22 protein-coding genes and 2 pseudogenes are annotated in these 24536 nt (G+C 40.5%); 6 read left to right on the top strand and 18 right to left on the bottom strand.

The genetic code is table 11. The annotated features are described in order from the left end of the window. Positions 1–7: 7 nt before the first annotated feature. Positions 8–874: a zinc metalloprotease HtpX gene (gene htpX, locus F3G98_RS03760; RefSeq protein WP_149725759.1), complete on the top strand. Its 867-nt coding sequence runs from the start codon at positions 8–10 to the stop codon at positions 872–874. Positions 875–1470: 596 nt separating this feature from the next. On the opposite strand, the gene F3G98_RS03755 is transcribed toward htpX, so the two are convergent. From F3G98_RS03755 to pgp2, 5 genes are read right to left on the bottom strand one after another with little or no spacing between them, the layout of a single operon-like run. Then, on the bottom strand, positions 1471–1872 hold the full coding sequence (locus F3G98_RS03755; RefSeq protein ID WP_149722909.1) for a flagellar protein FlaH: 402 nt from the start codon (positions 1870–1872) through the stop codon (positions 1471–1473). Beyond that, positions 1863–2294 (bottom strand): peptide deformylase, encoded by a 432-nt coding sequence (locus F3G98_RS03750; protein ID WP_103608467.1) that lies wholly within the window; start codon positions 2292–2294, stop codon positions 1863–1865. The genes F3G98_RS03755 and F3G98_RS03750 overlap by 10 nt, the downstream gene beginning before the upstream one ends. A 9-nt stretch (positions 2295–2303) precedes the next feature. Further along, positions 2304–3317: an alanine racemase gene (locus F3G98_RS03745; RefSeq protein ID WP_103608468.1), complete on the bottom strand. Its 1014-nt coding sequence runs from the start codon at positions 3315–3317 to the stop codon at positions 2304–2306. Continuing rightward, complete coding sequence (gene cmeU, locus F3G98_RS03740; RefSeq protein WP_004317595.1) at positions 3310–3549, bottom strand: CmeU family protein; 240 nt, start codon at positions 3547–3549, stop codon at positions 3310–3312. Before cmeU ends, F3G98_RS03745 begins: the two co-directional genes overlap by 8 nt. A gap of 2 nt (positions 3550–3551) precedes the next feature. Next, complete coding sequence (gene pgp2, locus F3G98_RS03735; RefSeq protein WP_103608469.1) at positions 3552–4517, bottom strand: cell shape-determining L,D-carboxypeptidase Pgp2; 966 nt, start codon at positions 4515–4517, stop codon at positions 3552–3554. A 137-nt stretch (positions 4518–4654) separates the two neighbouring features. Between pgp2 and F3G98_RS03730 the strand changes: the two genes are divergently transcribed. The 5 genes and pseudogenes from F3G98_RS03730 (at position 4655) to F3G98_RS11050 (ending at position 8160) form a co-directional block, all read left to right on the top strand. Then, positions 4655–5077, top strand: coding sequence for a copper chaperone PCu(A)C (locus F3G98_RS03730; protein ID WP_103608470.1), 423 nt, complete (start codon positions 4655–4657; stop codon positions 5075–5077). Then, positions 5077–5541 (top strand): hypothetical protein, encoded by a 465-nt coding sequence (locus F3G98_RS03725; RefSeq protein ID WP_012001484.1) that lies wholly within the window; start codon positions 5077–5079, stop codon positions 5539–5541. Before F3G98_RS03730 ends, F3G98_RS03725 begins: the two co-directional genes overlap by 1 nt. A gap of 9 nt (positions 5542–5550) precedes the next feature. After that, positions 5551–6093, top strand: coding sequence for an SCO family protein (locus F3G98_RS03720; protein WP_103601875.1), 543 nt, complete (start codon positions 5551–5553; stop codon positions 6091–6093). A gap of 147 nt (positions 6094–6240) precedes the next feature. Next, positions 6241–6960: pseudogene (locus tag F3G98_RS11055) on the top strand (cache domain-containing protein); the annotation flags it as partial. Between the two features lie 36 nt (positions 6961–6996). Then, positions 6997–8160, top strand: coding sequence for a methyl-accepting chemotaxis protein (locus F3G98_RS11050; protein ID WP_411160829.1), 1164 nt, complete (start codon positions 6997–6999; stop codon positions 8158–8160). 486 nt (positions 8161–8646) lie between these two features. Here the strand turns inward: F3G98_RS11050 and F3G98_RS03710 are convergent, their stop codons facing one another. From F3G98_RS03710 to F3G98_RS03655, 13 genes and pseudogenes are all read right to left on the bottom strand, one after another. Next, positions 8647–8988, bottom strand: a complete 342-nt coding sequence (locus F3G98_RS03710) for a chaperone NapD (protein ID WP_103574268.1) — start codon at positions 8986–8988, stop codon at positions 8647–8649. Beyond that, positions 8985–9920 carry a WD40 repeat domain-containing protein gene (locus tag F3G98_RS03705; RefSeq protein WP_103608473.1) on the bottom strand — a complete coding sequence of 312 codons (936 nt, stop codon included), beginning with the start codon at positions 9918–9920 and terminating at the stop codon, positions 8985–8987. Before F3G98_RS03705 ends, F3G98_RS03710 begins: the two co-directional genes overlap by 4 nt. Continuing rightward, on the bottom strand, positions 9917–10384 hold the full coding sequence (locus tag F3G98_RS03700) for a 4Fe-4S dicluster domain-containing protein (RefSeq protein ID WP_103608474.1): 468 nt from the start codon (positions 10382–10384) through the stop codon (positions 9917–9919). Before F3G98_RS03700 ends, F3G98_RS03705 begins: the two co-directional genes overlap by 4 nt. After that, positions 10384–10911 (bottom strand): nitrate reductase cytochrome c-type subunit, encoded by a 528-nt coding sequence (locus F3G98_RS03695; protein WP_002939541.1) that lies wholly within the window; start codon positions 10909–10911, stop codon positions 10384–10386. The genes F3G98_RS03700 and F3G98_RS03695 overlap by 1 nt, the downstream gene beginning before the upstream one ends. Next, entirely contained in the window at positions 10908–11699 is a 792-nt protein-coding gene (gene napH, locus F3G98_RS03690; RefSeq protein WP_103608475.1) for a quinol dehydrogenase ferredoxin subunit NapH, read from the bottom strand. Before napH ends, F3G98_RS03695 begins: the two co-directional genes overlap by 4 nt. Next, positions 11696–12454, bottom strand: a complete 759-nt coding sequence (napG, locus tag F3G98_RS03685) for a ferredoxin-type protein NapG (RefSeq protein WP_411160828.1) — start codon at positions 12452–12454, stop codon at positions 11696–11698. Before napG ends, napH begins: the two co-directional genes overlap by 4 nt. 11 nt (positions 12455–12465) lie before the next feature. Further along, positions 12466–15246 carry a nitrate reductase catalytic subunit NapA gene (gene napA, locus F3G98_RS03680; RefSeq protein ID WP_149725758.1) on the bottom strand — a complete coding sequence of 927 codons (2781 nt, stop codon included), beginning with the start codon at positions 15244–15246 and terminating at the stop codon, positions 12466–12468. Positions 15247–15647: 401 nt separating this feature from the next. Further along, positions 15648–16238, bottom strand: coding sequence for a methyl-accepting chemotaxis protein (locus F3G98_RS11045; RefSeq protein WP_223231314.1), 591 nt, complete (start codon positions 16236–16238; stop codon positions 15648–15650). Positions 16239–16817: 579 nt separating this feature from the next. Beyond that, positions 16818–17483 (bottom strand): annotated as a pseudogene (locus tag F3G98_RS11040) (nitrate- and nitrite sensing domain-containing protein); the annotation flags it as partial. A gap of 410 nt (positions 17484–17893) precedes the next feature. Continuing rightward, entirely contained in the window at positions 17894–20461 is a 2568-nt protein-coding gene (locus tag F3G98_RS03670; RefSeq protein ID WP_103608626.1) for a molybdopterin-dependent oxidoreductase, read from the bottom strand. A gap of 194 nt (positions 20462–20655) precedes the next feature. Continuing rightward, positions 20656–23163, bottom strand: a complete 2508-nt coding sequence (locus F3G98_RS03665) for a molybdopterin-dependent oxidoreductase (RefSeq protein WP_103608627.1) — start codon at positions 23161–23163, stop codon at positions 20656–20658. A 266-nt stretch (positions 23164–23429) separates the two neighbouring features. Then, a complete protein-coding gene (locus tag F3G98_RS03660) occupies positions 23430–24005 on the bottom strand; it encodes a cytochrome c (protein WP_002942837.1) in 576 nt (191 codons plus the stop codon). A 97-nt stretch (positions 24006–24102) separates the two neighbouring features. Next, positions 24103–24525, bottom strand: coding sequence for an EamA family transporter (locus F3G98_RS03655; protein WP_103608628.1), 423 nt, complete (start codon positions 24523–24525; stop codon positions 24103–24105). Between the last annotated feature and the right edge of the window lie 11 nt (positions 24526–24536).

Here is a 24536-nt window from a genome sequence, read left to right as displayed (position 1 = left end):
GACAAAAATGGAAATTTTCAAAACCGCTTTTTTAATGGTTGCTTTAATGCTAGTTTTCATCGCTGTTGGCGGTTACGTGGGCGGCGAACAAGGCATGATGATCGCCTTTTTGATGGCAGCTGGCATGAACCTATTTTCTTATTTTTTCAGCGACAAGCTCGTGCTAAAAAGATATAACGCCATCCCAGTCGATGAGAGCAACGCTCACGGCCTTTACGAGATCGTCTCACGCCTCACACAAAAGGCGAATTTGCCGATGCCAAAAATTTACATCATCCCAGAAGAGGTACCAAATGCCTTTGCCACAGGTCGCAACCCAAGTCACGCAGCCGTTGCAGTAACCGAGGGGCTTTTAAAAATTTTAAATGAAAACGAGATCGAGGGCGTGCTAGCTCACGAGCTAAGCCACGTAAGGCACTACGACATCCTAACTGGCTCAGTCGCAGCCATACTAGCTGGTGCTATCGCGATGGTCGCAAATTTCGCCAAGATAGGCACCGTGGCAGGGCAAAATCAAAACTCGCAGCGAAACGCCAACCCAGTAATTATGCTAATCATCGCCGTTGTGATGCCTCTAGCTGCTACGGTCATCCAAATGGCGATCTCAAGGGAGCGCGAGTATAAGGCGGACAAAGGCGCAGCCTATCTAACAGGGCACCCAGAGTGGCTAGCCAGCGCACTAAGAAAGCTTGAAAGCTACTCAAATTCTTACGTTATGCAAAACGCAAGCGAGCAAAGCGCGCATATGTTTATCGTAAATCCATTTGGCTCGCTAACTAGCAAGCTTGGCGTGCTTTTTAGAACGCATCCTAGCACTAGCGACAGGATCGCCGAGCTTCAAAGACTAGAGCAAGAAATAAAAAGAGGCATGTAAAATTTTAGCCCTTAGTAAATTTGGGCTAAATTTTTTGTTTTTTGGTTTAAATTTTAAAATTTCATGAGCGAATAATTTTGGCTCTAAAATTTGAACTAAGCGTTAATCGAAGCCAAATTTTAGTAGCCAATTCTTGTGAGTGAATGGAATTTTAAAATTTGTAAAGACTGCTTGATTAAATCTTTAAATTTCTTTTTATTTAAAAGGGAGACAAGGGGACTTGATTTTTGCTTCGCAGGCTCGCAACTGCAGGGCAGACATGAAGTCCGTCCCCTTATCCCCCTTTTTAAATCCCCTAAACCCCTCGCACGTTAGAGGGGCATGCAATTGTGCTTCGCACTGCATGCGTTTTGTGCAATAGAAAGTCAGACAAATTTTAAAATTTCATGAACGAGTAATTTCGTCTCTGATTTTAGTGGAGAGCTTTGCGAAACCTAAAATCAGTAGTCAATTCTTGCGAGTGAATGAAGTTTTAAAATTTGTAAAAATTCATATCACGGCTCCAAATTTAGTGATTTATTAAAGCAAACAAGCAGGATTTAAAATTTGCAAAAAGTCAAATTTAAAACCCAAAAACTGAAATTTAACCACAAATTTCACTGAAGTCTCTTGCAGTCTTCATCTTTTATAGTGTATTCAAAGATTAGTTCGCCGTTTTCTGAGTAGAAAATTTCATCCAGGCTAACTCCAATGCTTAGCATATTTAAAATTTCTTTGTCCTTGCAAGCAGTTCTTAAATTCTCTTTTTTTATAGCCTCGATAAATTCCAAAAGCTCTTTTTCTTCAAGCCTTTTGATCTCTTGTTTTCTTGCGTGTTTAACGGCGTATCTATAGATGAGCGTGTCGCCAACGTTTAAGATATCATTAAGCGTTAGCGTCGGCGTGCAGATAAATGGGAGCTTTTTTTTGTAGTATGTTGCGTGATTTTTAGCGGCCATGTCTGGCGTAAGAGCCAGAGCAAGCGAGCAAAAAACCAGAGCAAAAAGGGCTACTCGCAACTACTCTTATCCAGCTTCAAATCAAAAAGATGCCTGCCCTCAAAGCCGTAGCTACCACTTAGCGTGATGCCGCGATTTAGCGCAGCTCTTGCCATGCCTGAATTGCAAAGCGCCTCTTTTCCGTTTTGATAAAACTCATCCTTTAAAGCCGAAATTTGAGCCTTGTTATAGCCTTTTAGTTTCTTTGTCTTGGTCTCATTTAAGACAAACTCACCATGTATGTTTAGCCCGTCGCTGCTTACATCTTTTAGCGTGATCATCTCATCGACCCTGCTTGGCAAATTTGGCTTTGCGGTTTGGACGACAAAGGCTGGGATCTGCTTTGTATCAAGCTGATTTAGTATCTGCTCATAAACTTTAAACTCACTCTCTTGCACACCAAAAGCAAGGCTTACAAGAGCTAATAAAACGATCTTTTTCACATATTACCTTTATATAAATTTTCTAGTGATATTTAGCGAGAGTTTGACCAAGATGTCGTAGTTTATCGTGTCAAAAAAGTTAGCCCAGACATTTGCGTCCTCAAAGACACAGACCCACTCGCCACTATCTTTGCAGCTAAAGCTATCCATCGAAATTTTGCCAAGTATCAGCTCGCCGCTTGCAAGCCTTAGCTCACCAAGTCCATTGTATCTTAGCAGTCCGTCGCCATATCCAAGATCGTAAGTAGCGACGTTTATATCATCTTTTGCTATAAATTTAGCCCCATATCCCACGCTTTGACCACTTTTTAAGACCCGCCTGCTAACGCGCTTTGCCCAAAGTGAAAGCACTGGCTTTAAATTTAAAGAGCCATTAAACTGAGCATATCCATACTGAGCGATGCCTACGCGCACCATCTCATCTTTTATCTCACTCGCTCTTTCAAGGGCGGCTGAGTTGTGAGAGTGAAAGATCGGTTTTTTTATACCAAACTCATCGCAAAGAGCTAAAATTTTCGCTTTTGCAGCGTTAAAATTCTCTCTTTGCACGAAATAATCAGCATTTAGCTCATCACTTGCGCGAAAGTGCGTATAAGCGCCAAGAAGCTCTAAATTTCTTCTGGCTAAAATTTCAAATGCATAATCAAGCTCGCTTATATCAAGCCCATTTCTATGCATGCCAGTGTCGATGGCGAGGTTGATTTTTGTATTTTCTTTTATCTTTAAAAGTGCCTCTATGTCGTTTATGGCGTAGGTAAATTTAGCGCTCTCATCGCCTGTTGGGATGTGCGAGAGGATCAAGATATTTTCAAAGATATCAGCGATCTCATTTGCTTCACACTCGCTCTTTACAGCGCAGTTTTTTATGCCAAATTTCTTAGCCTCACTAGCTATGAGCCTTGCGCCGTGCCCATAAGCGTTATCTTTTAGCACGACGATCACTTTTTCTTTTCCGCCAGCTTTGTCACAAATTTTAGTTAGATTGTGGATATAGGCTGCTTTGTTTAAGCGTATCTCAGACATTGAAATTCACATTATAAGCTTTATAAACGTCAGGCAAGAGCTTTCTTACGTTGTAGTCAAATGCGTAAAATTTAGCGTAAATTTCTTTTAGATCAGCCTCTTTGACCTTGCTAAAGTCAAAGACGTCAGTGCCATTTTTCTTTGGCACTTGGCGGTCTAGCTCAGCAAAAAATGCAGACCTCGCCTCTAAAATTTTCTCTATCTTCTCTTTTACTTCTTGAGATTTTTCCACTTCTACTCCTCTATAAAAATTTTCATCTCATCGCCATAAAGCTTGACATAAAGGGTCTTTTGACCTGCAAATTTATGCGTATCAGCAGCATAATCCTCATAAAAACTCACGCGAAAGAGCTTGTCGTTTTTAAGGTTTGGATAAGGCGTGATGAGAAAATTTGAAAAAGCGATATGTTTTTTCTCTTTTTTAGAAAAGATTGCTCGTTTCATATTTTTAAAATTTTCTAAACTCATGCCGTCATATCGCTCAAAGTCTTTATCATAAAATTTCAAATAGTTATCAATGTCACTCTCGCTCCAAGTCTTCTTCCAGTTAAGAATTCCAGAGATGATCACCGCTATATCGTTCGCGCTTGCTTCTGGACGCTTGTCCTCGTAGATAAATGCGAGCGTTTTTTTGTGGTCAATAACTTCGTCAAATTTCATCAAAATGTCATTTTGCATAGCCACGCAGCCTTTTGTCTTTAGCTCATCTGTCCTTTGACCATCGAGCGGATAGCCATGTATCCAGATGCCGCTGCCATTACGTTTTGCAAGTTTATCAAGTAAATTTGGATATGAAAGAGAAAAAGCAAGAGGTCCAAGATATCTGTCATTTGGCGTAAATCTACGTGTGAGCTGATAGACGCCAACTGGCGTTTTTAGGTCACCCTCAAGCAGTTTGTCGCCATTTTTGCCAACGATGACGCTTGAGCTAAAGAGTTTTTTTGTAACTCCGTCTTTATAAGAGATGACCTCAAGCTCTTTGTCAGTCTTATCAACCACGCTTAGAAGTATCTCGTTGTCGTAATATCCGTATCTAACGTCCTTGTCTTTGAGCTTGTTTAGCCAGTAGTCCTTACTTAAAATGTTCTTTTCGATGGCTTCTATAACGGCAGATGGGCCATTTTTTAAGTAAATTTCTTCGTAATTTTGGGCAAAAAGACAAGGCGCTAACGCGATGAAGAAAAATAGTATCTTTTTCAAGTGAAGTGTCCCAAAAAGTAAAATTTAGTGCGTAATTATAACCTAAAAAATTTCAATTTTTAAATTTTAAAGGGAATTTTAGTTTCTTTATATGTATAATCTGAAAACCATTATTAATTTACCATAAAGGAAAAAATATGAAAAAACTTGTTTTTGGTGCATTGCTTGCGGCTTCTACACTAATGGCGGCTGACATCAGCTTAGATCATGTCAGAGCAAGAGACACAAAGCCTGGCACAAACAACAGCGCTATTTTCATGGATATCAAAAATGCTTCAAATACCGATGTAAAGCTAGTTGGCGTTCATTCAAGTGTTTGCAAAAGCACTGAAATTCACACCCACAAGATGGAAAATGGCATGATGGCTATGGTTCAGGTTGAGGACGCTGTTATCCCAAAAAATGGCGAGACAAAGCTAGCACCTGGCGGTCTTCACATCATGCTTATGGATCTAAATAAGCCCATAAAAGATGGCGATAAGGTTGATCTGGAGCTAAAATTTAGCAACGGCGAGAGCATCAAGCTTGATAATATCGGAGTAACCAAAAACTTCAAATAATGAAAAAAATTCTAATCATTTTTTCACTCATCTTTATCGTAGCAGGCGCTTTTTGGATGGGTCATAAATTTATGGTCAGCAAAGAGGATCCGCCTGAATTTGCCGATGTAAATACATCGCTTGATCCTTTAAAATGTGATCTAAACAAAGATGCTTGCGAGGTGAAATTTAATGGCGTTAAGCTAAAGATAGACATCTCGCCAAGACCAATCTTTGCGATGAGACCGTTTAGCTTTAAGATCATTAATGGCAAAAATTTAGGACTAAAAGATCCAAATCTTGTAATCGATGGCATAAATATGAACATGGGTTCTATAAAGGCAAGGCTTGATCAAAGGGGCGATAGCCTAATAGCCCAAGTCGTGCTAAGTGCTTGTGTGGTCGATCTTATGAGGTATAGATTTAAGCTGCTTGATGGCGAAAAAGATACTGGATTTTTTGTCGATCTCGATCTAAAAATGTAAGGGCAAATGATGAAAAAGACACTTTGGGGCTTAATAATAATCTTAATATGTGCTGGTCTTGCGATGCTTTTTATAAAGCCAAACAAGTATGATTTTAAGGCGCTTTCAGAGCATGGCGAAGTGAGCCTTAAAAACTATAACGGCAAATATAAAGCGATATATTTTGGTTATCTTTACTGCCCCGATGTCTGCCCTACTACGCTCTCTCTTGTGGGCGATGAGCTAAATAAGCTAAAAAGAGACGACTTTGAGCTACTCTTCATCACCCTTGATCCTGAGCGTGACACGCCTGAAAATTTAACCCTAATGGCAAAAAATTTCTACAAAGATGCAGACGGACTAAAGATGAACGATCTGCCAAAAGTAGCTAAAAACTACGGCGTAAAATACCAAAAAATGCACCTTAAAAACTCTGCTATGGGCTACTCTGTCGCTCACAGCTCCGCTATCTATCTGCTAGATAAAGAGGGAAATTTCTACGGCGAAATTTCAAATTTAACTAACGAAAATATCAGAGAAAATCTTTTAAATTTAATAAAAGATAGACCATAAATTTATCTTGTAGATCAAAAATTTTTATTTTTAAAGAAAAATTTCTTAAACAGCTATACAATTCTTTTTAAACTAGCCGATATTGCGACAATGTAAATCATATGTAAAGGAATTCGTGTGAAGTCAATCACCAATAAAATAGCACTAATGCTAATAGTTGCTCTATGTATCTCGTTTGTGGCTATGTCGGCCGCTAGTTACTATACTGCTCAGAGTAAAACCATCGAGCTAGTCATCCAATCTCAACGTCAAATTTTAAAAGATGTAAAAAACGCTATGAATACATTTTTTGACGAGAATACACATGCCGCAAATGGCATCGCCCAAAGGCTAGAAAAGCTAGAGGATAGAAGCCAGATAAATGAAATTTTAAGCACGACAAAGCTAATCGTATCGCCTGAGATAGAGAGAATTTTTGTTGGATATGAGAGTGATGGAGCGATGTACCGCTCAAATGGTAAGAATGAGATGCCAAGCGACAAAGGCTACGACCCAAGAACAAGAGACTGGTATAAGATCGCAAAAGGCGCAAAAGCAACTTTTTCTGATCCTTATAAATCATCAAGCTCAAATGCCATGATGATAGCATTTTCAGCACCTATCGGTGATAAAGGTGTCGCTGCCATGAATGCCGATATTTCAAGTCTCAGTGAAGAGATTATGAGTATCAGCAAGACTGATTATAGTTATGCTTACGTAGTAGATAAAGATGGCAAGATCATCATCCACCCTGACAAAGAGTTAGTTGGCAAAGACAATCCAACTACGATAGGTCTAATTAATAGATATAAAAATAAAGAATTTAATGAAAACGGTCTAATTGCTTATAAAAACACAAAGGGCGAGGATAGATATGCTGACTTCATAGAGCTAAACGATCGTGGCTGGCTGGCTATAACTGCCATGCAAAAAGATGTATTTACGTCAAATACTATGCCACTCCTAAAGATCCAGCTAATCCTAGCAGTGCTATTTATCGTTATCCTCTCAGCATTTGTCTATTTCTTGCTTAAAAAGTCTCTTAACCCTATAAAAATCATCCAGTCTAAGCTTGATGATGTATTTAAATTTGTAACTTACGAAGCAAAAGCACCAAGCAAGCTAGAGGTAAGATCAAATGACGAATTTGGTGAGATGAGCAAGGCGATAAATGAGAACATCGACAAAGTCATAGCTGGCATCAAAAAAGATAGCACTATGATAGATGAGCTAAATAAGGTAGCAAATTTAATGATCAAAGGAAACCTTGGAGCAAAGATAGGCTCAACTCCAAACAACCCATCGCTAAATGAACTAAAAGAGCTACTAAATAAATTCTTTACATCTATCTCGGCAAATTTAAAGGGCATAACAAATGTTCTTAGCTCATATACTAAAAATGACTTTACAGCAAAGGTTGAGATAAATGAAGAGCTAGAGGCTGACCTAAAGGCTATGATACTTGGAGTATCAAATATGGGAGAGGTAATTTGCACTATGCTAAACTCAAATTTAAACCAAGCTCAAGTACTAGAAGAAAAAGCTAAACTTCTAGCTAGCTCAGTATCTAAAGTAGCAAGCTCAGCAAATACTCAAGCAAATAGCCTACAAGAAAGTGCAGCTGCAGTTGAGCAAATGTCTAGCTCAATGAATGCCATCTCTCAAAAGACAGCTGATGTTATAAGACAAAGTGATGAGATTAAAAACATCATAACTATCATTAGAGATATAGCAGATCAAACAAACCTTCTAGCTCTTAATGCTGCAATAGAAGCAGCTAGAGCTGGAGAGCATGGTAGAGGATTTGCAGTTGTTGCTGATGAAGTTAGAAAACTAGCTGAAAGAACTCAAAAATCTCTAGGTGAGATAGAAGCAAATACAAATGTCCTAGCTCAATCAATAAATGAGATGAGTGAATCAATAAAAGAGCAAAGTGAAGGCATAAATATGATAAATCAATCAGTTGCTCAAATAGATCACCTAACAAAAGAGAATGTGGTAATTGCCAATAAAGCCAATGAAGTAACAAGCGATGTTGATAACATGGCAAAGACAATAGTAAGCGAAGTAAGAAAGAATAAATTTTAATCAAACTACTTCATCAATCTTCATAAATTCCAACCTGGTTTAAGCTGGGTTGGAATTTAGTCCTTTTAAATTCTAAACTTTAAATTTAATATTCAAGAATTATCTATCAAATTTTAAAATTTATGAACGAGCATATCACGCTTCTAAATTTAGTGGCGAATGGCTATGAGCCCTAAATTTAGTAAGTTGCTAAGGCGAGTGTAAAATTTGTAAATTTGCCTTGTGAAGTCAGATAAGCGTCAAGTAAATTTTAAAATTTCATGAACGAGTAATTTCGGCTCTAAAATTTGAGCTAAGCGGTAAGCGAAGCCAAATTTTAGTAGTCAATTCTTGCGAGTGAATGAAAGTTTAAAATTTGCTTTTAGATATAAATTTGTCAAAAAGGGAGACAAGGGCTTAAATTTAATAAGTTGCTAGAGCGACCGAGTAAAATTTAAAAAACCTATCAACATATTGATTAAATTTCAAACCAAAACGGAGTTAAATTTACCTCACCTTATAGTGTACGCTACCACCATATGCGATATCTTCGGCTTTTACGTCATCACTTGTTAAGATTTCGCTTATCTTGCCGTTTGCTTCAAGCCTTTCTCTATTCTCCTGAGCGTCTTCTTGGTAGCTATAAACCATCGCAACGCTCACCACGCCGCTAATGCCCTCTATCATCTTAAAAACTCTGATCTCATCTTCGATACTCTCTGAGCTAACGACCACCACGATCCTATCTTCTGCGTCAGTGATGATCTCGCACTCTTTTAGCTTGCCTATCTCGCTTTTTACGCTCTCGTTTTTGTTATCCGTATAGACTATCAGGCTTGAAATATTCATCTAACTCTCCAAAATAAAATTTTCTTCTCATAAGCAGAGGTCACGACCTCGTTGTCGCTTATGAAAACTATGCTATTTATCGTGCTTTGCCCAGTTTTTAGCATCGCGATATTTTCCAGACTAGCACTATCAACTAAATTTACATCGCTCATCTCATCGCTCATATATGCAGCGATCTTGCCGTCACTACTAAGCCCCACGCCATAAACCAAAAAGCCAGTATTTATCTTTTTTAGCGTTCCAGCTGAGAAGATGCCAACGATCCTGTCGGTGCCTCCGCTGATCATGACGCCATTTTTGTAGGCTATGTCGTAGATATTATCAGTGTGGATATCTAAAATTTTGTCCATTTTTTTAGTGCGAACATTGTAAAAATAGACCTTACCACTCTCGCAAGCGATCGCTAGCGTGCCTCTATCCTCGCTTATCTCCATGTCTGAGAGCATTGCGATTGATATTTTAAAATTATCATAAATTTCGCCACTTTTTAGGTTTAAAAAGTAAATTTCATTGCTGATTGAGGCAAGTGCTATATGCTCATCATCTAAAAATAGAGCCTTTTTTATCGCTTGATTAGCCATTTTTATGCTTCTCATCTGCCCATTTTCTCTTAGATAAAGCACCTTTGTAGCGTAGTCACCCTCGCTTAGGATGAGGATCTTCCCACCAAGCTCATCTATGCTTAAAATTTTTGGCCTCTCATGGTCGCTTACGTATGTTTTTATATCATCCATTTTGATGATCTCTTCAAATTTACTCTGCTTTGGATCGTAAATTTCAACCGTGCCGCCGTCAGTTGCGATAAAAAGTTTGCCATTTATCAGCGTAGTATTAAGCACATTTGCACTAGCTTCTATCTCTTTAATAGGCGTTGTGATCTCATTTGCAAAGATAAAATTTAACAAGCAAAAAAGAAAAAATAAAACTCTCATAAAGCCTCCATCTCAAGCGAATTTTTAAAACAAACATCAAAGCACTCGCCGCAGCTCACGCAATTTTGATTGATTATAGGGCGAAAAACACCAAGAAACTCAACCGCTTTAAATTTACAAGCATCAAGGCAGTTATAACAAATCGTGTCATTCCACGCTAGGCAGCTAGCGACGTTGATGCTAACCTTTGCGTTTATGCTCTTTGGCGAGTTTAAGCTTAATGCCATGTGGCCGCTACTTTGGCAAGCTTTTGCGCACTCTTCGCAAAAGTCGCAGCCTAGCTTTTTAACTTTAAAAATAACTCTTTCATTTTCAAAGCTAAGAAGCTCTTTTTCACAGGCACTTACGCAGCTAGCATCGCATCCTGCGCAGTCAAATTCACCGCTAAAAAATGGCGGATTTATAAATTTGGGAGCAGGTTTTGCCCCCAAAATTTTACTAATTAGCTCTCGCCTGCTTTGCATTACTTAACGCCGTCATTTAAAACGTCAAGTAAATTTGACTTGTGTGAGCCATTTTTATCTCTAAAGTCAGGCTTAAATTTATTGCCAACAAGCTGAGTTACGCCATTTTGTTGCTCGACGTGGCAAGTTGTGCAGTTATATCTCTCATCATCAAGCTTGCCCGCAAGATCTTTTTTGTTTCTGATGTCATAAAAGTGAGAAGCTGGGATAGGAGTGGCTCCGCTATCTTTTGCAAACTCAGGCATGTGGCAGGTTACGCACATATTTGAATCTTTTGTGATCGGCACCAAGCCCTCAGTGTCGTGTGGGATAAATGGAGGTGCATTTTCAAAAGATCTGTCAAATCTCTTTGCCATACCCGCTGGCTCTTTTGTGTAGTTGATGTCTTTTAAAACAACGTCTTTATCATCTAACAAATCGACATTTCTAAGGCCGATTTGCGAATCGCTAATGCTTGGATTATTCAATGCACATGCCGCTAAAAAGGCAGCGCATAGTGCTCCAAGCGCCATTATTTTCATTTTCATTTTTCTCTCCTTAAATTTCTAATACTAAAATTTAACGCCCCATCACCGCAAACGTCGATACATCTACCGCAGCTTATGCACTCGCTTGAGCTAACTGCGCGGCTCTCTTTGCCGATCATGTCTAGCACTTGCACCTCTGGGCAGATGAGCTTGCACTTCATACATTTTGTACAGGCATTTGCGTCGTGTTTTACTCTAATAAGAGCAAATTTTGATATCACCGCGTAAAATGCACCAAGCGGGCAGACGTGTGAGCAAATTCCACGCTTTAGCACGAACATATCAAAGGCCACTATGCCAAGGGCGATGCCAATGGCGCTAACTGAGCCGTAGATAATGCCACGCTGGATGATACCTATAAAGCTAATGCTCTCAAATGCTGGCACTGACAGAGCTAGGCTTAAGATAAGAGCAAGCGCTAGCAAGTAATAGCGCAAATTTTTACTTGCGTTTAAAATTTTCTCGCCCTTAAAGCCAAATTTCTCTCTTAGCTTGTAAGCAATGTCGGTTAGTAAATTTACTGGGCAAACCCACGAGCAAAATGCTCTAGAAGCGATGAGCGCGTAAAATGCAAAGACGATGATCGCACCGATTACTGCATTTATGCCTACGCTAAAGCTTGCTAGTAAAATTTGAAGCACCGCAAATGGATCGCTTAGTGGAATTTGTCCAAAAAGCGTAGATGAGCTTAAATTTCCGCTAAGTATCTTAACTCCATAAACATTTCCTAGGATAAATAGCACTAGGATAGAAATTTGAGTTATTCGTCTTAAGATTAAAAATTTCATAGCTCACCGCCATTTAGATAGTCAGTCGCCTTTTTGATGTCGAGCTTTATCTTGCTGTTGGCATCATCCACGCGTCTTTCATCTTCTTTTATCCAGCCTTTGACGTAGTTATCGCCAACTTTACCAAGCACAACCTCGCGGTTTAGCACGGTAATGGCTGCTTTTTCGGTGATACAGGCTCGCTCGCACACGCCACAACCCGTGCAGATATCGCTATCAACTACTGGGAGCAAAAATGCATGCTTTTGCGTCCTTTCGTTGCGGCGATACTCGAGATACAAGGCCTTATCTATGAGCGGACAAGATCTGTAACAAGCGTCGCACTGTATGCCCCAGTATGCCACGCAGTTTTTCATATCGACCACTGCAACGCCCATTTTGGCTTTGTTTATGTCTAGTTTGCCAGCTGTGCTAACTAAATTTGCGTCTAGTGCCCCAGTCGGACAGACTGGCACGCAAGGGATATGCTCGCACATATGACAAGGAATTTTTCTAGGCTCAAAATAAGGCGTACCGACACTTATACCATCTTCAAGAGTAGCAAGTTTTAGCGTATCAAATGGACAGGCCTCTACGCAAAGCCCGCATCTAATACAGCTTTTCAAAAACTGCTTCTCCGCTTTCGCACCAGGCGGTCTAAGAAGTATAAGCGGTGAGGCTTTGGCACTAAGTGACCATATAAAGCCTCCGCCAAGAGCTAAGATCGCTGCCTTAGCTCCAAATTTCAAAGCTTCACGCCTACTTGAAAATTCCATATCAGCCACTTTTACGCCTTGTAAATTTTAACCGCGCACTTTTTATAGTCAGTCTCTTTTGAGATAGGGCAAGTAGCGTCAAGGCAGACTTTATTTATAAATACGTTTTCATCAAAGAAAGGCACATAAACAAGACCTACTGGTGGCTTGTTTCTACCTTTTAGATCTACTCTTGCTTTTACCTTGCCACGGCGTGACTCGACCCAAACGATTTCATTTTGAAGCACGCCAAGCTTTTTAGCGTCATCTTCGTGCATGTAGCAAAGCGCCTCTGGGACGGCTCTATAAAGCTCAGGAACACGCATAGTCATCGTGCCTGTATGCCAGTGCTCTAGAACACGGCCAGTACATAGCCAGAATGGATAATCCTTGCTTGGCATCTCGCATGGATCCATGTAAGGGCGGAAGAAAATTTTTGCTTTGTTTGCAAGAGGAGTTTTCTCTTGATTTTTCACACCTTTTAGATCGCCTGTTGGAAGGGCTGCGTTTTTGTTGCCGTAGAATGCAAATTTATCATTTGGAGCGGCTTTTTTCGCGTATGGGTCAAATTTGGTGTTAAATCTCCACTGAGTCTCTTTACCATCGACAACTGGCCATCTAAGACCTCTTACTCTGTGGTAAGTGTCAAAGTCAGCTAGGTCGTGACCGTGTCCAACGCCAAATTTTCTATACTCTTCCCAAAGATATTTGTGGATGAAAAATCCATATCCTTTAAATTCTTTACCATCTGAGCCGATCACTTTTCTGCTGTCGCCAAAGACTTCTGTGTTGTCATAGTTTTCCATGATCGGATCGTTTGCGCTAAATTTCTTAGCATCTTCGTTTGCAAAAAGCACGTCAAATAGCGTATCTTCTTCGCTATATCCCATAGCTTTTGCAGCTTCAAGCACGCTTGGAAGTGTCACTTTGTCATTTAGCTTTTTCTCGCCCCAAACATCTTTTAGCTTAAAGCGCTTACTAAACTCAAGCATCTGCCAGATATCAGGCATCGCTTCGCCAACAGGGAGTACTTGCTGCCTCCAGTGCTGTGTCCTTCTCTCAGCATTACCGTATGCGCCCCATTTTTCATAGATCATCGCAGTTGGGAGGATAAGGTCAGCTACTTTTGCAGAAATTCCTGGATAAGGGTCACTTACGACGATGAAGTTGTCCATTTCGCGAGCTGCTTTGATCCAGTGGTTTGCGTTTGCAGTGTTTTGCCATGGGTTATTTACTTGAACCCAGATAAATTTAACCTTGCCATCTTCAAGATCACGCATCATTTTTACGTAGTGTGAGCCTGGTACGGCATTTAGTGTGCCAGCAGGTAGTTTCCAAAGTTTTTCAGTGATCTCTCTATGCTTTGGATTGCCGACAACCATGTCAGCTGGCAAGCGGTGAACGAATGTTCCAACCTCTCTTGCTGTTCCGCACGCACTTGGTTGGCCAGTTAGAGAAAAGGCACCTGAGCCTGGAAGTGCTTGCTTGCCAAGTAAGAAATGCACCATATAAGCTTGCTCATTTACCCATGTGCCGCGTTGGTGTTGGTTAAAGCCCATAGTCCAGAAGCTCACGACTTTGCGATTTTTCTCGATGTAAAGATCAGCAAGTGCTTTTAATTTTTTCTTAAATTCATTGATATCTTCGTTTGGATCGCCTTTTGCTACCTTAGCTGTAAAGTCAAGTGTGTAAGGCTCAAGAGCTTTTTTGAACTCCTCAAATGTTATTTGCCAGTGATCGCCAGCTTTTGCAGCATTTTTATTTTCTAGCGTATCGCCAGCTTTTAGGCCAAGGTAAGAAAGCGTAACGCCCTCAGCCTCGCTTAACACCTTTGACTTCTCAGTCGCAGCTGTGTCTAGCTCGCTTGGAGCATATTTTTTGTGGTGGATGTCTGGACGAAGACCATATCCGATATCAACTGGGCCAGCTGTGAAGACGCAGTGTTTTTTAACAAATTCTTCATCTATCATCTCTGGGTGATTATAGACTATCTCGCGAGCGATGTAGTTCCAGATCGCAAGATCAGATGACGGAGCAAAAATGATCTCAATATCGGCTAAATTTGATGTTCTAGTTGAGTAGGTGCTTAAATTTACGACCTTTACTCTATCAGGATCACTAAGCTTTCTATCGCTCACGCGCGCCCAAAGGATCGGGTGCATCTCAGCCATATTTGCACCCCAAGCTATGATAGTATCTGTTAGCTCGATGTCATCAAAGCAGCCTGATGGCTCATCGATACCAAAAACTTGCATAAAACCAAGAACCGCACTTGCCATACAGTGTCTTGCGTTTGGATCTATGCTGTTGCTTCTAAATCCACCTTTCATAAGCTTAACAGCTGTATAACCCTCTGGGATAGTGTATTGACCAGAGCCAAGCACGCCAACGCCGTGAGGTCCAAGCTCATCATAAGTCTTTCTAAACTGAGCCTCCATCACGTCAAATGCTTGCTTCCAGCTTACTTGCTTAAATTTACCTTTTTTGTCAAATTCGCCCTTTTCATTTACACGTAAAAGTGGATGAGTGATCCTATCTTCGCCGTACATGATCTTAGCGTTAAAGTAGCCTTTGATACAGTTTAGACCGCGGTTTACTGGTGCTTCTGGATCGCCTTTTACAGCTACTATCTTGCCCTCTTTTGTAGCAACCATGATGCCACATCCAGTTCCACAAAATCTACAGGCAGCCTTATCCCAACGCCAGCCTTTTTCAGCTTCGTTTGCCGCACTTAGCGAGCTTGGCACAGCAATGCCAGCACTAGCACAAGCAGCACTAGCTGCAGCACTTTTGATGAAATCTCGTCGATTCATTTTTTCTCCTTAAAAGATTTAAACAAATTTAATAGATATTATCCTCATTAAACTTATTTACCCCTGATTTACATAGATAAATTTTTTAATAAACTTAAAACATAAAATTACATATTAGTTTAAGAAAATTTATATAAATAGCCCTTTATAAAAGAGATGATGCGATAGTTTAAAGCAATTTTTCTACATATTTATAGGGATTTTACAAGTAAATCTTAAAAAAATAAATTATAAATTTATTTAAATAGCTGAGTAGAAATGTAACACATATAATAGGATAAAATTATGTTTTATTTGGTAAATGAAGTAAATTTTATTAAATATCTTAATTATTTTTATAGATTAAATTTAAAGTATCCCTCAAGCATAAACTTGAGGGATTGGTTGTTCAAAAAAAGTGATTAAAATTTATTCTTTCTTACTTCACTTACTATAGTCTTTGCCATGTTATCAACATCACTTGTTACTTCATTTGCTTGGTTTGCAATTACCACATTCTCTTTTGTTAAGTGATCTATTTGAGCAACTGATTGATTTATCATATTTATGCCTTCACTTTGCTCTTTGATTGATTCACTCATCTCATTTATTGATTGAGCTAGGACATTTGTATTTGCTTCTATCTCTCCTAGAGATTTTTGAGTTCTTTCTGCTAGTTTTCTTACTTCATCAGCAACAACAGCAAATCCTCTACCATGTTCTCCTGCACGTGCAGCTTCTATTGCAGCATTAAGTGCTAGTAGGTTTGTTTGATCTGCTATATCTCTAATGATAGTTATGATGTTTTTAATTTCATCTGATTGTCTTATAACATCAGCTGTCTTTTGAGAGATGGCATTCATTGAGCTAGACATTTGCTCAACTGCAGCTGCGCTTTCTTGTAAGCTATTTGCTTGAGTGTTTGCTGAGCTAGCTACTTTAGATACTGAGCTAGCTAGAAGTTTTGCTTTTTCTTCTAGTACTTGTGCTTGGTTTAGATTGTCATTTAGCATTTTAGATATCTCAATGCCAAGAGAGTTTATACCACTTGCTATCTTACCATCATCATCAAGTCTTTTTGTGAAGTCTTGGTTTTTATATGTGTTTAGTAGATCAAGTACATCTTTACCATTACTTGATATTGCTTCTTTAAGAGCTACTTGAAGATCTTTAAATGTATTTTTTAGTTGATTTAGAGCTGGGTTATTAGTATCAGCTTCTAGGCTTGCTTCATAGTTACCATCTTTTATCTCATTTACAAAGGTGTTGGCTTTTTGGATGAAGGTATTCTCTTTTTCTTTAGATGTTTGGATCTTTTGGATGTTTTCGTTTATAAGAGAAGACATAACGCAAATTTCATCTTTGCCTTTTAAGCTTAGAAGTTTGGCAGAATTTGTCTTGTTGTTAAGATATAAGAAAAACTCGCTTAGTCCATTTTTAACGCTATCGATGCCTGAGATGATATTTTTACCAACAACAAGCGAGATAAAGACGAGTGCGACGATAAAACAGGTAAGCATTATAGCCATAAATAGCACAAGGTTGCTGGTCTCGTCTTTGTCGTGAGTGGCTAGCTCTTTCATATCATTTAGCAAGTAAAGCTCGTAGTTTCTGAGACTATCGATCAAATTTGTGATGCTTTTAAACCAGCTAGCCGCCTCGATCTTTCTGACTGTCTCATCTGGAGTGGCGATAGCATCTTTGATGATCTCGTCTATTTGCTTAAATTCATTGCTTTGCAAGATATCTTTTTGCAGGCTGTCTGCGTATTTGCCGCTATTAAATTTGACATAGTCGTTTAAAAACTTTTTGATGTTTGCGTCGTGAGAGATCAAATTTACATAAGTGTTTTTGTCGATCTCGTCTTTGATAAAGGCGACGTTCATTATCGCTCTTGTGATGCCGTAGTACTCTTTGATCTTTGAAATGCTAAAAATCCTAGCCACATCATCTTTTATAGCTGGCTTGGCGTCTTTTGAGAGAGAATTTAAAAAGACAAGCGTGTTTTCTATCATACCGCTATATTCGCCAAGGAGATTAAATTTCTCTTTTTTATCGACCTTTGCCCTTATACCACCAAGCACCCTTAGCACCTCATCTTTGTTTGAGAGTTCTTTCACGATCCCATCAACCTTTGCTCTTTGCTCTTTTAAATTTTTCTCAGAGTCTTTGCCGTTTGCCATGAAAGCTGCGCTATAACCGCGCTCTTTTTGAAGTTCATGGATAAATTCACCCTGTTTTATGATATCTTCGCTCATTGAAAGGTTTGAAATGGCTTCGCTTCTGCTGTTTAAAACGCCTTTTAAGATGTAAACACTAGTTGCGCTTAGACAAAGCAAACTCACAAAAACGATGAGTAATATTTTAGATTTTATACTTAGATTATTCATTTTATTTTTCTCTCCCTCGATCAAAAACCACTATCCAGTGGCATTTTTTGGTATTTTGGGGCGGATTGTATAATTTTTATTATTAAATAAAACTTGAAACTAGAAATTACCTTTAAGCAATATTTAATAAATTTTGGCTTGCAAATGCCATATTTTAGGGATTTCATATGATCATTAATTACATATAAATAATAAAAGTTAATAAATTTTCTTTAAAATTTTTTCGCAAATTTATAGAATTTTTCAAAAAAGCAGGAGATCACTCCCCTGCTTTGAAATTATTTAGAAAATTTTGGCTCAGAAAACGCTGTAAGTTTTGGTGCTTCATCGCCTTGATATTTTCTGATATTTACAAGAGCTGTGTGGCTGATGTTGCCGTTTGCTAGCTTACTTGTTGGGATATCTATGGTTAGCACGTTTGCAGAGCCGTTTTTGCAGATGCCACTATCAAAGCCGTCATACCAAGCGCCCTCAGCTAGTTTTACAACACCCTCTTTGATGTTTTTAGTGACATGAGCACCAGCTAGTACCTCGCCACGAGCGTTAAATACACACACTAAATCGCCTGTTTTTACGCCAAGCTCTTTTGCGTCATTTTCATTTATCCACACTGGCTCGCGGTTAGCGATAGCGTACTTCTCACGAAGTGAAGTTTGGCTTAGCTGTGAGTGCAAGCGGTCAGTTGGGTGAGCGCTTATCATGTGGTATTTTGCAGGTTTATCTTTCATGCCTAGCCACTCGATCGGCTCAAACCAAGTTGGATGCGCTTTGCAGTCATCATAGCCCATTTTCTCGATCGTATCTGAGTAAATTTCGATAAGACCGCTAGGCGTTCCAAGAGCGTTTAGCACAGGATCTTCTCTAAATTCGCCAAGTCTTACCCAATTATCACTATCTTGAGATGAGGCAAAAGTGACTGGTTTGTTTTCATTCCAAAACTCTTCAAATGGCTTCATATCGCTTGCAAGCTCAGGGACGGCCTTTACTTGAGCGTAGGCTGCGTCGTAGTACTCTTTGATCCAGTCAAACTCGTCTTTGCCGTTATCTGTGTAGGCAACGACTAAATTTTTAGCATAAGCCTTGCAAAGGTCAGTGAAAATTTGATAGTCATCTTTTGCTTCGCGGTATTTTTCAACGACTTGTTTCATCGGCACGATGTTCATGTTTGAGTAGTCCCCAGTCATCGTGATATCGTTTCTCTCATACTCTGTTGTGACTGGAAAGACGATATCAGCCATCTTTGCTGTCGGTGTCCAGTATGCTTCGTGAACGACAACCGTTCTTGGCTTTCTCCACGCTTTTAAATTTGTATTAGTATCTTGGTGATGCACAAGCGGGTTGCCGCCGACCCAGTAGATAAAGTCGATGTCTGGGTAAGTGATCTTTTTGCCGTCGTGATCTATCACTTTGCCAGGGTGAAGCAACGCATCAGCGATACGAGCTACTGGGAAAGCGTAGTTGGTTGCTTTTTGTAGCCAGCTTTGACCTGTGCCTGCTACTGCGGCTGCTTTTGCGACGAAGCGACCGTGTTTGTCAAATTCGCCCGTATCAGTGCCGATAAACTCGCCTTTTTCATTAAATTTACCCACACTTGCGCTATTTACGCCACCGATGACTGCGCCTTTGCATGTTGGTGCGCCGCCGTTTGAGTAGTGGTAGCTTAAGCCAAATCCCCCACCTGGTAGGCCTATCTGACCGATCATAGAAGCTAGTGTCACCATCGCCCAGTGTGGTTGCTCGCCGTGGTGAGCGCGCTGCATACCCCAACCACTCATTAGCATCGTGCGGTTGCTTACAAATGTATCAGCTAGCTCTTTTAAAGTATCTTTGTCGATACCACAAATTTTGCTCGCCCACTCTAAATTTTTAGGAGTGTTGTCTGTCTCACCAAGTAGATATGGGAGGAATTTATCAAAGCCATAAGTGTAGTTTTCGATAAATTCTTTATCGTATTTGCCGCTTTCATATAGGTAGTGCATCATGCCTAGCATCATCGCCGTGTCGGTGTTTGGCACTGGAGCGATCCACTGAGCTTTGTCGAAGTATTGTGCTGTTTCAGACCTGATAGGATCGATCACGATCACTTTGATATCTTTTTTGTTTTTTAGCTCTTCAAAGTATTTAAAGCCTTGCTCATCAGTCGCTGTCCAAGCTATGCGAAGTGTCGCAAGTGGGTTTGCACCCCAGATGACTACGACTTTTGAGTTTTCTAGCACGACTGGCCAGCTAGTTTGCTGCTCATAAACCTCGATACTACCTACAACGTGAGGCATGATGATCTGACTAGCGCCTGTTGAGTAGTCGCCTAGCGAGCCAACAAAGCCGCCACTAAGGTTCATAAATCTATGAAGCAAAATTATTGAGTTATGCACATTGCCGCTTGATTTCCAGCCGTAGCTACCTGCAAAAACGCTCTCTAAACCTTTTTGAGCTCTTGTCTTTTTAAGCTCCTTAGCAACTAGCTTGATCGCCTCTTCGTAAGGCACCTCGACCCACTCATCAATGCCACGAAGCTCTGGTTTTGGGCTATCTGGGTTTTCAAGGTAGCTCTTTCTTACCATTGTGTGTTTGATACGACTTTTATAGATCATATCTGGCGTGTAGTGCTGAAGTGGGTTGTAAATTTCACTTGTCTTTTGGATAGGCTCTGACTTTACAGCGATGCCGTTTTTAGTTGTCACTTTTAGCATGCCCCAGTGAGCAGCTGTAAGAGTTTCGCCATTTTTTACAACGCCCTTTTTAACCTCATCAGCAAACAAATTTGAAGCTGTTACGCCTGAAAGCAAAGGTGTAGCTGCGATTGCTGTTGCACCTTTTTTTAGAAAATCTCGTCTGTTCTCGTTCATTTTTTCTCCTTTTATTATCTTTAACTTCTCGCTTGAGCAAGCCCAAGCTGCGACAAACCCCATCGGTTTGATCCCGCACTAAAGACTAAGATCGCAATTAAGCGATCTAAATTTTGGTTTTATCCTAGAGTAGCTACCCATCGCTCGCATCGCTAGCGATATGCTCCGCTCACTCTTACAAATTTACAGTCCGATCAGACTGAAAATTTTGGCTCTTTAAAGGCGCTAAGCTCTGGTGCTTCGCCTTTAAATTTCTTGATATTAACAAGCGTTGTATGCGAGATATTTGCATTTGAGAGCTTGCTAGCTGGGATGTCGTTTGTTAAGACGTTTATGCAGCCATTTTTGCAAACGCCCTTCTCATCTGGGTCGTACCATGCGCCCTCGCAAAGTCTTGCTACGTTGTAGCTCACATCATCGCTCACCACAGCGCCTGCTAAAATTTCACCTCTCTTGTTATAAACACGCACGATATCGCCTGTTTTGATGCCAAGCTTTTTAGCATTTTTAGTGTTTATCAAGATCGGCTCACGATCAGCCACCGCGTACGTATCTCTAAGCGACGTTATGCCTAGCTGAGAGTGCAAGCGCACGCTTGGGTGTGGGTTTAGCAGGTGAATGCTGGCTGATTTTTTCTTCGCACCCAGCCACTCAGCAGGCTCCATCCACATAGCATGACCCTTGCAGTCGTCGTAGTTCATATTTGCTATCGTCTCTGAGTAAATTTCTATAAGACCACTTGGCGTGCCAAGAGCGTTTAGGATAGGGTCTTCTCTAAACTCAGCGTGTCTTACCCAAGCCTCGTTCTCTGCGGTTGAGTCAAATTTAGTAGGCTCGTTTTTCTCCCACCACTCGCTAAATTTAGGCATTTTTACGCCAAGAGCTTTGTTTTCATTGATGACTTTAGCGGCGCTATCGTAGTATGACTTGATGAAATCAAGCGGCTCTTTTGCCCCATCAGTGTAAATTTCAGCTACGCCGTCAGCATAAGCCTTACTTAGATCAGAGAAAATTTGATAGTCGTCTTTTGCCTCGTTTTGTTTGGCTACGACTTGCTTCATCGGCATGATGTATTGGTTAGAGTAGTCGCCAACCATAGAGATATCATCTCTTTCATAAAGAGTCGTCACTGGAAATACAATATCAGCCATCTTCGCTGTTGGCGTCCAGTAAATTTCATTTACGACAACCGTTCTTGGCTTTTGCCATGCACGTTTTAGCTTATTTAAATTTTGCTGGTGACCAAATGGATTGCCCCCTGCCCAGTAGATGAAGTCGATGTCTGGATAGGTGATCTTCTTGCCGTTATGATCTATCGTCTTGCCAGGGTTTAAAAGCACATCAGCTATACGAGCCACTGGGAAAGAGGCTGCTTGCATCTCTTCTATCTCCGCTTTTAACCTCTCATCAGCCACGTCTTTTGCATAACCTTTAAATTTACCATCTTTGATGACGCCGATATCTGCTGGGTTGATACCGCCAACGACCGTTGCCGTGCTAGTTGGCACGCCGCCACCGCTGTAGTGATAGCTAAAGCCAAAGCCTCCACCTGGTAGGCCTATCTGACCTAGCATCGCAGCTAAAGTGACTAGCATCCAGTAAGGCTGCTCGCCGTGGTGAGCACGCTGCATAGCCCAGCCGCCCATTATCATCGTGCGGTTTTTGTACATTTTAACAGCAAGCTCTTTTATCACCTTTTCGCTGACGCCACAAATTTTGCTCGCCCATTTTGGTGTTTTTGGCTTGCCATCTTTTTTTCCAAGCAGATACGGCAAGAATTTATCAAAGCCAACTGTGTAGCTCTCTAAAAACTCTTTGTCGTAGTTTTTGGTCTTATATAGATGATACGCCATGCCAAGCATCATCGCTGTATCGGTGTTTGGCACTGGAGCGATCCATTTTGCCTTGCCGTCAAAGTAGTTACCCGTTAGGCTCTTGATAGGGTCGATTATAATGATCTCTTTATCGCTATTTTTTAGATCTTCTAGGTATTTATATCCTAGCTCATCAGTCGCCGTCCAACCAACTCTTAGCGTAGCTACTGGGTCACTTCCCCAGATCACCACTACCTTTGAGTTTTCAAGTACCACCGGCCATGTAGTTTGCTGCTCATAGACCTCTATGCCGCCCATAACGTGAGGCATGATGACCTGCCCTGCACCTGTCGAGTAGTCGCCAAGACCGCCGACAAAACCGCCAGTTAGGTTCATAAATCTAGCCAAAAGCGTAGTTGAGCTGTTGAAATTTCCGCTTGATTTCCACGCTGGAGACTTCGCATAAACGCTAGCAAGGCCTCTTTGAGCTCTTGTCTTTTTTAGCTCTCTTGCAACTAGCTTGATCGCGTCTTCATACTTTACCTGTACCCACTCATCTTGACCGCGAAGCTCTGGCTTTGGGCTATCTGGGTTTTCAAGATAGCTCTTTCTCACCATAGGATGCTTGATGCGGCACTTGTAGATCATATCTGCAGTGTAGCCTCTTAATGGATTTGGTATACTGCTTAAGACGCTAAGTGGCTTTGAGCCAGTCACAACGCCGTCTTTTACGCTAACATCCATCATACCCCAATATGCAGAGGTTCTAACGCTGCCATTTTGTACTAAGCTTGGTTTTACACTGCCATTTCCACTAAAAGCGCAACCGCCTAGAAATGGTGTAGCAGCTAAAGCCAAACTACCTTTTAAAAATTTTCGTCTTTGCATTAATAAATACCTTTTTTACTTCTCGCCTAGGCAAAGCCTGGGCTGCGAGCAGTCACCCATCGCTCGCATCGCTAGCGATATGCTTCGCTCACTCTCTCCCGCACAGATACCAAGCAGTTGGTATCCTCTAAAGGCGGTCGTTCACCCACCTAAAGTTACTTGTCCGACCACGCGGACTAAATTTGGTTTTCTCTCTAAGTAAAACCTTTAAATTTAAGCCCTTTGCCTTGCTAAATTTGATTAAATTTAGCCCTGCTAGGTTTTACTTATTTGCCTAAATTTACGTCAGATGAGTGTTTTTGTAGATATTCGATAACTAGCCACTCGTCTTTTTTCTCTATTGCGGTTCTGCCGATCATTGATTTTAGAAGTGACGGCCATTGATTTGCGTTAAAGTGCGTAGTTTGAGGCAACGCATGGCAAACGCCACAGCTCTCTTTATACATCTTATCAGCTTTTGCAAACATCGCATTTACATCGGTGCTAAAGCCATCTTTTTGAACGAAAACTGTCGTTTCTACCTCGTTCCATTTGCCATTTTTGCCCTCTTTTATCACTTTGATATCAAAAGGTGCAGTTTTTGCAAATGCTACTGAGATGATCCTCGCGCCATCAGCAAAATAAACTACGTTGCTAACGGCTGGGTTTTGATAGCCTTTTACTTTGATCTGCGCTCTGTCGCCACTTGTTTGTAAAATTTCAACTGCGTTGGTTGGTAGCAGTCTGCCTATACTCTTAGCTGAGTTTGCGTCAGCATATACGTCCTTTACGACATCTGTGTAGTTCATACCTGCACCAAATGCAGCACAAGCTACGATGGCTGATAGAATAATTTTTTTCATATTTCTCCCTTCAAAATGAAATTGTCAAATTCTAGGGGCTTTTTGATTAATTACAAATTAAAATTAAAAATATACTTTAAGAATAATGCAGAAAATTTTATTTAAAAATGAGTAGAAACACGCCAGATACAATAAGACAGACGGCTAAAATTTCTTTTAAATTTAGCCTCTCGCCAAGAAATATGACAGCCAAAACGATAGCCAGCACAACGCTAAATTTATCAACCAGCGCTACCTGATAGACCTTGCCTGCTTGCATAGCTTTAAAATACATGAGCCACGAAAGACCAGTCGCCATGCCGCTTAGTATGAGAAAGAGCCAGTTTTTTGGACTTAGCGAGCTTAGCGGTTGCCATTTTTTAGCCACACTTAAAAGCAAAACAAGCATAAAAACGACAACGACCGTTCTTATAAATGTCGCAAAATCGCTATCGATGTCCTTTACGCCTAGCTTTGCAAAGATCGCTGTAAGTGCAGCAAAAACAGCTGAAAGAGCTGCGTAGATAAACCACTCTGGCATCTTTATCCTTA

Source organism: Campylobacter concisus (assembly GCF_902460895.1).
Taxonomy (GTDB): domain Bacteria; phylum Campylobacterota; class Campylobacteria; order Campylobacterales; family Campylobacteraceae; genus Campylobacter_A; species Campylobacter_A concisus_BC.
Note: the sequence above shows the minus strand (reverse complement) of the source record. Positions and strands in the feature narration are given on the sequence as shown.